Genomic DNA, 10,977 nt, shown 5'->3' on the forward strand with positions numbered 1-10,977 from the left:
CTCTAATGATGAACGACGCAGAAATACAAATTCAGTTTCCGAAGCCTGGAACATGGCAGGAATTCACTCTGACGCCCATTTATCAGGACAAGGGCGGATATAGACCTCCGGCACGCTATACGCAGGACGAGATACCGGCGGAGCAGGCACCGGCCATGCAGGCCGTTGTTGCCGCGCTGGTTGGACTGGCGGAACCGTGGCAGGCGGTGCAGGTGTGGGCAAGGCTGGGAAAAGATGTCCTGACCCTTGCGGAGGATGGTGCCTATACAATGATTGATGCGGTGTCTTTGACCGTTGAGGCCGTCCATGCGGAGACCAAAGGCCGCAGGATTTTTACAGTCTCGGACTACCCGGCTTTTATCATCACGGACCCCGCCGCCGTGGAGTTTTTCAAGTTTTTTACCAAGGATGAGCGGGTATGAGTGGGCGGTGAGGTATGCGGGCAGCCATGAGCGTTTGTGGGAGGAGTGCAGACGGGTACTGGATGCGGGAGGTGTGGCGGCGATGAGCGGGGAGGTTGTGTTGCTTGGGTGGCTGGTGGATGGGGGGCGCGTGTTTTATGTGCATTTGGCGTGGGGGAGTGTTCATGAGTTGGTGGAGCTGGCACGGGGTTGTCTGGGCGAGCAGGCGCAGGGGGTGGAACGGGTGAGGTTTGAGCGTGGCGGGCGGGAGCGGGACAGGGGGATGCGTGAGGTGGCGTTGGTGGATTTATTAAGTATTAAAGACTAGAGATTAAATATTATGTTTATTGGTAAATTGATTGCGAATGGTTTTTTGCGCGAGGAGGCAGGTGACGGGGGCGCAAATGGCGGCGGCCCGGTGAGCCTGATGGCTGGTGCCGGAAATAATGCTGGTGGAGATGGGGCCGGAAACGGTGACGGGGATGGAGGAGAAGGAGACGGAGGCAACAGTGGTGGAGATGGCGGAAGCGGTGCGCCCGGAGCGGGCGCCGTGCTGCGGTATGATTTGGGGGATGAGGCGGCGATGACGGCATGGAGGGAGGCTCTTGGGATGAATAAGGAGTTTGCGGGCGATGAGTTTTTGCCCGCTGCCCCGGAGGGGCTGCCGGAGGGGGTGTGGGATGCGGAGGCGGTGGAGGTGCTGGGCCGCAAGGCTTGGGAGCTGGGGGTGCCGAAGGAGGCTTTTGCGGGGATTGTGCATGAGTTTGCCACCCGGAGCGCAGAGGCTCAGAGGGCGGCGGATGCCGCCGAGGCTGAGCGCGTGGCCGCTGTGAAGGCTGAGCTGGAGGGGTTGTGGGGAGATGGATATGGGGCGCATGTGAGGAGTGCGGTGAGTGCGCTGGAGATGCTGGCCAAGATGACCGGGGTGAGTGGTGAGGAGGTGCGTGCCGTGGTGGATGATCCGGTGATCGGCACGAATCCGGTGATGATCCGGCTTCTGGCTCAGATGGGGGCGATGATGCAGGATGAGCCTGCCAAGGGGCTTAACATGCCCGGGGGCGCGGCTGCCGGGGGGAAGGCGGAGGCGGAGAGGATGATGAATGATCCGAGCCACCCTTTACATGAGGCGTTTATGAATCCGAACCATGCCAATCACAGGTATGCCGATGAGCAGTATAACCGCCTGATGGGGTTTTAGGGTCATGGAGAGCGAGTAAGAACAAGAGTTATTAACATTTAGTTATTATATTATTATGGCAGTTACAATTAGCGATAATTATCAGGTCAAGTACACGAATAAGTGGGGGGTGTTGCTGCAACAGAAGGTGAGCGCATTGGAGAAGCTGGTGACGGTGGACAGGGATTGCAAGGGGGAGGTGAAGTTTATTGACCAGTACGGGGTGCTTGATTTTAAGGAGAAGACGACGCGCATGGGGAGCACCACGCTTGATGAGGCTCCTACGTTGAGGCGTTCCATGCGTCCGCGCATTTTCACCAAGGCGGTAGGGTTTGACGAGTTTGACGCGACGAAGCTTGGCGATTTGGATTTGCCGGTGAGCAAGACGCTGGAGGGGTTGAGGATGGCGGCGAACCGGAAGATGGATGATGTGATGATTGCCGCGTTTCTAGGGCAGAATTTTGTGGGTAAGGACGGGACGACGGCTAAGGCTTTTCCAGACGACCGAGTTGTTGCCAAGGATTATGTGGAGTCCGGCACGAAGGCCTCAAGCGGCCTGACGCTGGCTAAGCTGCGCCGGACGTTGCAGATGTTTCAGGAGGCGGATGCGTGGACGGAGGATAGTTCCGCCGCCGGGGATCAGCTTGTGTTTGCGTGTTCTTCCGCGCAGATTCTTAATTTGCTGAGCACGACGGAGGTGACTTCTTACGATTATAATAGCGTGAAGGCTCTGGTGGATGGGAAGGTTGATACGTTTATGGGGTTCAAGTTTGTCCGCACGGAGCTTTTGCCCAAGTCCGAGGGGGTGAGGGAGTGCCTTGCATGGGTGAAGAGCCGCGCCCAGTTCGGGCTGTGGAATGATTTTAAGGTGAAGATTTCCGTGAGGGATGATTTGGATGAGGCGTTGCAGATCCGCGCGAAGTTTGCCTGCGGGGCAACGCGTCTGGAGGAGAAGGGGTTTGTTAAGGTGCTGTGCGCACAGTAAGGAGTTGTTTCCGGGCAATGTTTGTTGCCGTGGAGCGGCGGGGGGCGGTCTGCGGGCCGCCCTCCGTTTTCAGCTTAGTTTTTTGATGATGTTATGAAGCAGTTGGATGTGGTTAATTTTGCCCTTGCCAAGTTGGGGAAGGCTCCTGTGACGGGGCTGGATGATGAGGAGGTGGGGGCTGTGTTGCGAGCCATGTGGCCGAGCGCAGTGGAGTATGTTGTGCAGGAGGTGAAGCCTGTGTGGGCGAAGAGGGTGGCGCAGTTGGAGGGTGAAGAGGATTTGCGGCTGCCCGGTTTTGTGCGGAGCGAGGCGTTGCCGGAGGGTTGTGTGGATGTGGTGGATGTGGATGGGGCCGGGTGGTGCGTGTTTGACGGGAGGTTGTTTTGGACAGGGGAAGGGAGGGAGGTGCGCGTGGTGTATTTAGTGAGGCCGGATGATGCCGCCCATGAGTGGTGTTGTGCGGATGGAGAGTTGCTGGCCGCCAAGCTGGCGTGCCTGTGCGCGTTGACCGTTACCGGGCGCGGGGATTTGGAGGGACGGCTGCAAGCGGATGTGAGGCGGCTGGAGATGAGGGCGCAGTACCGGGCGCGGTTGCAGGATATGGGACGGGGAGGGAGAGATGAAACGGTGTCTCCGTGGGGGAGGAGGGGGATTGTATGAGCGGGATGAGGGTGGCGTTTACCGGAGGTGAGTGGAACCGCATGGGGGCGATAAGGTATGATGTGGATGGGTATGGCCGGAGCGCGCAGACGATTGTGAATTTTCTGGTGCATACGTTCGGCGGGCTGATGCGGCGGCCCGGCGCGGAGAGGATGTGTGCGGTGGATGGAGGGGCCGCTTGCGGGCGGGTGCGGCTGATGGGGATGGATGTGAGTGATGAGCAGCGGTATATGGTGGTGTTTGGAGCGGGGTTTGTGGAGGTGTTCCGGCTGGATGGGAGTTTGGCCGCCCGGCTGGAGAGTCCGTGGACGGAGCAGGATTTGCCGGAGCTGCGGTGGGTGCAGTGCAATGACGTGGTGTGGGTGGTGTGCGGGAGGGTGGCTCCGCAGAGGCTGGAGAGGCATGGCGATGATGATTGGAGGCTGGCGGTGATGGAGTTTGACCGGAGTCCGAGGGAGTTTGCGATTTCCAAGGATGGGGAGGCATGGGTTGAGCGTGATGCGGGTGGGTTGATGTTTGGTGCTGACCGCCATGTGTTCCGCTCAGAGGAGTTTGGCACGAGTGTTCTTTATACTCAGCATATGGCGGAGCGGGTGGTGGTGGCGCAGACTCACGCGGAGTTGACCGGGACGGGTAATCCGCCCGAGGCCGTTCCTGATTTGTCCGCTGCGGGTACGATTGTTTTGGCGGGGCAGGAGTTGTGGACGGTGAGCGGCGATGTGCGTGTTACATGGACATGTTATAAGCAGTATTACGGGAGGACGGATTATAAGGGGAGCAAGAGTTTGGCTGATTATCCGGAGTTTTTCTTTCCCGGATGGGTGGTGAGCCGATTTGGGAGCGGGTTTAACAGCATGCGGGAGTGGTGGGCTTCCAGCGATGGGCCGCAGAGGGCGTTCGTGTGCCATGAGGGGGCGTGGACGCTGAAGACTTACGGGAATGAGGATCAGCGGTGGCAGGGCGAGTTTCAGTTGATGGGTGCGGATGCGGAGGATGAGAGTTTGAGCCCTCATAAGTTTGAGGTGCTGCACAGGTTTTGGTCATGGGACGGGGATTGGCGGAATTTTGAGTTCAGCGGCACGTGTGAACGTCCTACACGTTTGCAGTTGCGGGTGATGAAGTATAAGCCCGCGGCGACTAACTGGGGCAGGCATGAGTTGAGGCTGAATGCGTGGGATTATGAGGCGGAGGGGCTGGTTGCCGGGGTTGGCGATTATTGGGAGGAGGTGTGGGGGACGGTGCTGGAGCTGGATGGGGGGAGGCTGCTGCTGGCAGGGAAGGCCCATGCCTGTTGTTATGTGTTTGACCGGGTGGACGGCGGGGGCCGCAAGGTGGGCGCGGAACGGGATGATGGCTGCGGATGGGTGGGGGGATGTGTGTTGAAGGATGGCCGGGCGTTTTTGACCAGCGGAGGGGCAAGGTGTTGTGTGCTGGATGTGGAGAGCGGGGAGGAGAGTGAGGTGCTTTTGGAAGGGGTTGGGGATCGTTTTTTTGGCGAGGCGGTGTTGCTGGATGATGGGCGGGTGCTGCTGACTCCGTATATGGCGACGGCTTTTTATGTGTATGATCCTGCGGATGGAAGTTTGGAGAAGGTGGCGCATTCCGGGCTGGCAGTTACAAGCGGGAGTTACCGGAGGGCCGCTGTGGTGGATGGCGGGAGGGTGTTGCTTTGCCCCTGCAATAATGGCGTTGCATGCGCGGTGTATGATCCTGTGGCGCAGAGTTTGACTGCCTGCACGGTGACCGGGAGCAAGAAGGCTGTCTGGCATGTGATGCCGTTGCGGGATGGCCGGGCTGTGTTGTTGTGCGGAGAGAGTGCTGGGGATGTGGCGGATGGGGAGGCTGCCATGGGGAGTGTGTGTTTGTATGAGGATGGGAAGGTGGTTGAGAAGATGGGTTCCTTTTTGGGGCTGGCCGGGTGTGTGGAGAGGGAGGATGGGCGTGTGGTGTTGTTGTATTTTGGTCTTGGCGGTTGGGGCGAGTTTGTATGGGATTTGGAGGATGGCAAGACGATCGAGAGCAAGGTGACGGTGAATGGGTTTTGGCCGAGGAAGTGGAAGTGGTGCGGGTGGCGCAGCGGGGGGATGGATATGGTGAATTTTTTGTCCGGTGCCGTGGGGAGAGGCGTTGATCAGGTTTGGACGGCGGCAGAGATGGGTGGGATGAAGTGGAGGGTGCTGAGGTTGAGTTATAAGACGTATGGGGGGGCCGGATTGCCGTATGAGAGGGCGGTGACGGATGTGTGGAGCAGGGGGATGTTTGGGGGAGGGTGCGGGTGGCCGAGTGCTGTGGCGATGCACCAAGGGAGGTTGTGGCTGGCCGGGACGGCGGCGAATCCACAGACGGTGTGGGGGAGCGTGGTGGATGATTTTGCCAATTTCCAGATTGGGGACAGCGATGAAGATGCGATTCAGGTGACGCTGGCGGCCAAGGATTGCCACCGGATTGTGTGGATGGAGAGCGTGAATGATTTGTTGATTGGTTCCACGGCCCAGGTTTGGCGGCTGAGCGGAGGCGAGGGCGGCGTGGTGACTCCTGATTTTTGCCGCGCTGCCGTGCAGTTGAGGGTGGGGTGCAGCCGGGTGGATGCGGAGGCGACGGATGGAGGATGCGTGTTTGTCCAGAGAGGGGGGATGAGGGTGAAGGAGCTGGGGTACAGTTTTGAGGCGGACGGGTACAGGGCCGCCGATACGACGACGTTTGCCGAGCATGCAGGCGGGCCGGGAGGGTTTGTGGGGCTGGCCGTGCAGCGCGTGCCGGAGGTGAGGATTTGGGGGGTGAGGGCTGATGGCGGGCTGGCTGTTCTGACGTATAATGCCGAGCAGCGGGTGTGCGCGTGGACGAGGCATGTGCTGGGAGGGGGCGGCAGGGCGTTGAGCGTGGCCGTGATGGATGGGCAGGATGCCGATGAGGTGTGGCTGGCTGTGGAGCGTGATGGCCGGGTTAGTCTGGAGCGGCTGGTGGAGGGGTGCGGCGTGTTCCGGGACGGATGGAGCCGTGGGGGAGATGCCGGGGCGCCGTATGAGTCCGTACTGGTTACAAATGGGCTTGCGTTTGAGCAGGGTGCGGGGGTAAAGTCAGGGAGTGTGAGCGTGCGTGCGCGGTTTGTCGCGAGCGCGGCGGATGGGGTGCGTGCAGGGTTTTGCGGGCGGTTGACGGAGTTGAGCAGGAGCCGGGGCGATGTGCTGGACGGCTGGCAGGATTTGACGGTGCCGGGGGTGTGGAGTGATGAGCTGGTGTTTGAGTTGCGGTGCGCCGGGGATGGCGATGTGCGTTTGCTGGGGTTTGATGTGCAGTTTTCAAAGTAGTTTATTGATAGATATTATATTATGGAATGGTTTCAGTTAGGTATGGCCGGTCTTCAGGGGCTGGCCGGCGCGTTCCGGGGACGCGCCGAGAGGGAAGCCGGGCGGCAGGCGCGGCAGACGGCTTATTATAATGCGTCCGCGCTGGACAGGGAGGCGGATGCGCTGGATGCGGAGAGCGCGGAGAATCAGATGAGGATGCGGGCAATGCAGGGGGTGGCCACAGGGCAGGCCGCCGCGCAGACAGCGGCGAGCGGCGTGGAACGGAGCGGGAGCGCGCTGGGGAGGGAGATGAAGGTTGCGACGCGGTTTGAGCAGGAGGTGAATGATTTGGCGGCGCGCAGTTTGCAGCGGTCTTCCGCCATGAGGGAGCAGGCCCAGATGGAGAGGTGGAAGGGGAGGCAGGCGGAGCGGGCCGGCAAGGTGTCCGGATTCGGGAGTTTGCTGAGCGGCGTGGTGCAGGGCGGCGCAACGGCTTTTAATGCTTTCAAGTAGATATGGATAAGTTTTCTTTGTTGAGCGGGTATCATGAGCCTGTGCTGGCTGATACGGGGGCCGCAACGGCTCCGGCGCGCGCGGCGGCGGAGGTGGCCGGGGAGATGGGGGCCGGGGCGAGGTTGCTGGCGCGGGAGGATGAGGAGAGGGCGCGGTTGCAGGAGAAGGCGGACAGGATGGCCGATGCGGGGAGTTTTGAGGATGTGAAGAGGTTGATGGAGGAGGAGAGAGGGTTATGGGATAATGCCGAGCTGGCGGCGGGGAATAAGCCGGGGAGGGAGGCCCGCTGGAATGCGCTGGTGAGCAAGAGGCTGGGGCCTATGTTCCGCAAGGTTAAGTTTAAGACGCCGGAGGTGAAGGAGCGGGCGCGGCTGTGGTATGATGCGTTTACGTCAACGGGCCGTATTGATGCCGGGCGCAGGGAGTTGCTGGCGAGTAAGGAGAGGGCTGCCAAGTCTTTCAAGGCGAGGTATGATTTTTGCCTGAGGGGTGGGGATTATTATGGCGCGAGGGAAGCGGTGCAGACGGCTGGCGCGGAGGGGGTGATGGAGCCGGATGAGCAGCAGTTGATGTTTCAGGATGTGAGTTTCAAGGAGACGGAGAGCAGGGTGCAGACGGCGATTCAGAGAGATCCTTTTCATGGGTTGGATGCGCTGGAGAAGTCGGGAGGGCTGGATGCGGTGAAGGGTAGGCCGGATGTGATTGAGGGGTTCCGGAAACAGGCGGAGGCGGCAAGGCGCAAGGCTCAGGCCGGAGTGGCTCAGGGGTATGTGATGGATGCGTTTGAGGGCCGGGAGTTCCGGGGAAATGATTTGGAGAAGGATGTGAAGGAGGGGCGCGTGGCCGTGGATGACGCGATGAGTTTGCGGGCGGCGGAAGAGCGGCGGAGGAAGGCTGTGGAGAAGATGGGGAAGGAGGAGGCGGAGTTGTACACGAGTCCGGAGGATTTTATGCGGGTGGATGGTTTGTTGCGGGGGTATGAGCCTGATTTGGATGTTGACGGGACGATGTATGCGGAGGTGGAGAGGGAGATTGCCACGTCCATGCTTTCCAAGACGACGAAGGAGAGGATGATGGCGGAGCTGAAGGATCTGGCCATGGGGAATGTGCCCGCACGGTTCCGGGGGGCGGCCAGGGAAGCGGCGAGTGTTGTGAAGAGTTTGGTGGATAGCGGTAGTTTTGGGAAATGGAAGGATGATGATGGTTTAGTTGATTTCAAAGTGCATGAGCGTGTGATGGGGATGGCATATCAAGTACAACAAGGGTTGGATAAGTGGGTGCGTGAGAATCCGGGGGCAAGCCGTGAGGAGATTCGGGCTCAGGCGATGAGGTTAGCGGTGAACGGTGGAAAAGTTGTACCGGAGTGGAGTGAGAATGTGAAATTTTCCGGAGTTGCCGCTTCTGAACCAGTTGTTGTCCCTCGCAGGGATGTTGAAGAAGGCGAGGCAATGGATGAGCTTGGCATAGATGTGAATGTTGCGGGGAATGCTGCGTTATTGCCTCCGTTGGATGGAAATTGGGGGTATGAAGTTCAGGGGCGGAATGAGTGGAGGAGGGTGTTGAGCAAGGTGGATATGAAGGGTTATGATTTGCAACGGTGTTATCAGGCCGCTGTCCATGTGATTAAAACGAGTTCGGCAGCAGAGTTGAGTGAGTTGAAGCGGATGGTGGAGGCCAAATGGGCGTGGGAGAATGGGGAGAAGTGATGTTTCTTGTTAATGTTTAATAGTTAAAAGTTTTTATGTTTGGAAATGATATTTCACAGGTAGCGGCTCAGGCGAAGGAGTTTGAACGTAGCGGGAAGAGGGATAAGTTTTTGGAAGAGAGCGCGAATGCGGTTTATGATGACGGAGAGGGCAGGCAGTTGTTCCCTGTGGAGATTGATCCGGCAATGGATCGGTATTTGCGGCAGAAGGGGGAGGGCTGGCAGGCTGACGCTTGGAATAGTTATCAGAGGGGGAAGATGCTGGCCGCTGATTTGAGGAAAGGAGGGGATGATCCATTGAGGGCGGAGAAGATGAGGGTGTTGGGCGAGGAGAGGGAGAGGTTGAAGAATTATTTTGTGGCGAGGAAGCGGCGTGGATTGCCGTTTTTTACGGATGTGCTGCGTTTTCAGGCCGGTGTGAATGAGGATGCTGCCGCGGAGCGGCGAAAGGATAAGGAGGTTTGGCACCGGAGTGTGTTTTGCGGTGATCTAAAAAAGATTCCGGAAGGTTTGAAGAAGCGGTTTGCAGAGCGGAAGCTACCGGATGGAGAGATTGGAGATGAGATGCGTTATCGCTCTATAGTGTTTGGTTGGGCTTTGAATGAGGGTGGTTATGCAAAGTGGCAGGTGGAAGCTGGAAATGGAGTGCCTGTTCTGGAGCAGATGTGCATCCGTTTGAAGGAACAGGGAGAACAGGTTGATTTTAATAAGCCTGGGCAAACAGTATACATGTTTTTGAGTCGTCAGGCTCAGAAGGACGCACAAGCTGACGAGTTGCTGAAGGGGGCTGCCGAGAGCGTGAGGCAGGCTGTGCTGACGGGCGGGGACGGAAGACAGGCGTTGTGGGAGCAGAGGGGACAAATGGGAGAGGATATGTATAAGAAGGTGGGGAATACATTGCGATGGGTGAAGGCGGATGCGGAGAGGACAAGGCGAGGGCTGGAGCCGGTATTGCCGCGCGTGATGGAGGGGCTGGAGTGGGCCGTGAAGTATGCTGACGGGACGGCGAACCGGATTTTTCAGCCGGAGGGGATGGCTTCAATCCACCAAGCCCTGAAGGCGATGGATGGCCTTACGGATGCCCAGATGGATGCGCTGGCGGAGATTGTGCAGCGCAAGGGCGGGAATGAGAGGAGTTATATGGCGAATGTATGGAAGGCCGGGAACCGTGGCTGGGAGGATTTAGGTAATGGAATCAGGTCTTTGTTGCGCGGCGGGATTGCCGCACAGTTGGATGTGGCGGGGGGAGTGAAGGAGTTGTTTGGCGGGGACGGGTCTGCCCTGAAGGCTGACGCGAAGGCGGCGGATGAGTATGGCCGGAGGCTGGATGCTTTTCTGGCGATGGCGCAGGGGACGTACAGGCCGATTAACAAGCCGGAGTATGGGTGGTTTGGGAATGGGGTGCTGAGCGCGGTGCGGTCTGTGCCGATTACGGCGTTGAGTTTTTCCGGCGTGGGGGCCGGAGTGGCGGCGATGTCTTATGCCGGGGATAGTTACAGTAAGGCCGTGCAGGAGCGGCCGGATGGCGGAAGGCTGGCGAGGCTGGGAGGCGCGGCGGCGAGCGGCGCGGTTCAAGGGGCGTTGGATCGGGCCGGGGCGATCGTGGCAAAGGGAGTGATGGGGTTGAGATCCGGGAGCGCGTTTGTGGATAAGTGGATGAGCAAGTTGAGTCTGAGCCGTCAGGCGATGCGGCTGAAGAGTTCCGCCCTGCGGGCAGGGGCGCGTTCCGGCGTGGCTGGGGGAATGGTGCTGGGCGAGGAGATGACGACGGAGAAGTTGCAGGATTTGGCCGATCCTGTGATGCAGAGTTTGGCTTCCGTGATGGCCGGGGAGGCTCCGGGGATTGATTGGGAGCGGTTTTGGAAGGATTTTACGAACCGTGACCAGAATATGGAGTTGTTTGGTTCCGTGCTGGCGTTTGCGCTGGTGGGGGCCGGGGCGCGGTTTACGGCTGAGGCCGGGATGCAGCGGCAGTTGAGCCGGGAGTATGGGAAGCTGAAGCGGACGTTTGGTTTTAGCGATTCCCTGCTTGCCCGGATGCGGGCGGAGGAGAGTGACGTGGCGCGGTATGCGATGATGCAGGATGGGATTCAGGATTTTATGCGCCAAAATTATGGGAAGGAGGTGGACGGCGTGAAGGTGGGGCTGGGTGACGCGGACGGGATGAGGAAGCTGGCTGCCCGCGGCGGGGTGAGGACGATGGATGTGGTGGCCGCCGCTGAAGCGCATGCGGCGGAGACGGCGCGAGG

Annotated in this window: 9 protein-coding genes; all 9 read left to right on the forward strand. The window is 59.4% G+C overall.

Going from position 1 to position 10,977, the window contains the following annotated elements; all coding sequences use genetic code 11:
- Positions 1 to 422, forward strand: a 422-nt coding sequence (locus WW58_RS01840; protein WP_288143389.1) for a hypothetical protein, incomplete at its 5' end; no start/stop codon positions are given.
- On the forward strand, positions 409 to 729 hold the full coding sequence (locus tag WW58_RS01845; RefSeq protein WP_046434910.1) for a hypothetical protein: 321 nt from the start codon (positions 409 to 411) through the stop codon (positions 727 to 729). The genes WW58_RS01840 and WW58_RS01845, both read left to right, overlap by 14 nt.
- A gap of 12 nt (positions 730 to 741) precedes the next feature.
- The gene (locus WW58_RS01850) at positions 742 to 1,599 is read left to right on the forward strand and encodes a hypothetical protein (RefSeq protein ID WP_046434912.1); all 858 of its coding nucleotides are present in this window, start codon (positions 742 to 744) and stop codon (positions 1,597 to 1,599) included.
- Positions 1,600 to 1,654: 55 nt separating this feature from the next.
- The gene (locus WW58_RS01855; RefSeq protein ID WP_046434914.1) at positions 1,655 to 2,563 is read left to right on the forward strand and encodes a phage capsid protein; all 909 of its coding nucleotides are present in this window, start codon (positions 1,655 to 1,657) and stop codon (positions 2,561 to 2,563) included.
- A gap of 93 nt (positions 2,564 to 2,656) precedes the next feature.
- A complete protein-coding gene (locus WW58_RS01860; protein ID WP_046434916.1) occupies positions 2,657 to 3,223 on the forward strand; it encodes a hypothetical protein in 567 nt (188 codons plus the stop codon).
- On the forward strand, positions 3,220 to 6,531 hold the full coding sequence (locus tag WW58_RS01865; protein ID WP_046434918.1) for a hypothetical protein: 3,312 nt from the start codon (positions 3,220 to 3,222) through the stop codon (positions 6,529 to 6,531). The genes WW58_RS01860 and WW58_RS01865 overlap by 4 nt, the downstream gene beginning before the upstream one ends.
- A gap of 21 nt (positions 6,532 to 6,552) precedes the next feature.
- The gene (locus WW58_RS01870) at positions 6,553 to 7,023 is read left to right on the forward strand and encodes a hypothetical protein (protein WP_094153260.1); all 471 of its coding nucleotides are present in this window, start codon (positions 6,553 to 6,555) and stop codon (positions 7,021 to 7,023) included.
- A gap of 2 nt (positions 7,024 to 7,025) precedes the next feature.
- On the forward strand, positions 7,026 to 8,729 hold the full coding sequence (locus WW58_RS01875) for a hypothetical protein (protein WP_046434921.1): 1,704 nt from the start codon (positions 7,026 to 7,028) through the stop codon (positions 8,727 to 8,729).
- Positions 8,730 to 9,457: 728 nt separating this feature from the next.
- Positions 9,458 to 10,977, forward strand: a 1,520-nt coding sequence (locus WW58_RS01880; protein ID WP_288143390.1) for a hypothetical protein, incomplete at its 3' end; no start/stop codon positions are given.

It is taken from the genome of Akkermansia sp. UNK.MGS-1, from assembly GCF_000980515.1.
Classification (GTDB): Bacteria; Verrucomicrobiota; Verrucomicrobiia; order Verrucomicrobiales; family Akkermansiaceae; genus Akkermansia; species Akkermansia muciniphila.

Excerpts from the sequence above, each read along its gene's own strand:
- WW58_RS01845 (WP_046434910.1), top strand. The coding sequence starts at position 409 with ATGAGCGGGTATGAGTGGGCGGTGAGGTATGCGGGCAGCCATGAGCGT.
- WW58_RS01850 (WP_046434912.1), top strand. The coding sequence starts at position 742 with ATGTTTATTGGTAAATTGATTGCGAATGGTTTTTTGCGCGAGGAGGCA.
- WW58_RS01855 (WP_046434914.1), top strand. The coding sequence starts at position 1,655 with ATGGCAGTTACAATTAGCGATAATTATCAGGTCAAGTACACGAATAAG.
- WW58_RS01860 (WP_046434916.1), top strand. The coding sequence starts at position 2,657 with ATGAAGCAGTTGGATGTGGTTAATTTTGCCCTTGCCAAGTTGGGGAAG.
- WW58_RS01865 (WP_046434918.1), top strand. The coding sequence starts at position 3,220 with ATGAGCGGGATGAGGGTGGCGTTTACCGGAGGTGAGTGGAACCGCATG.
- WW58_RS01870 (WP_094153260.1), top strand. The coding sequence starts at position 6,553 with ATGGAATGGTTTCAGTTAGGTATGGCCGGTCTTCAGGGGCTGGCCGGC.
- WW58_RS01875 (WP_046434921.1), top strand. The coding sequence starts at position 7,026 with ATGGATAAGTTTTCTTTGTTGAGCGGGTATCATGAGCCTGTGCTGGCT.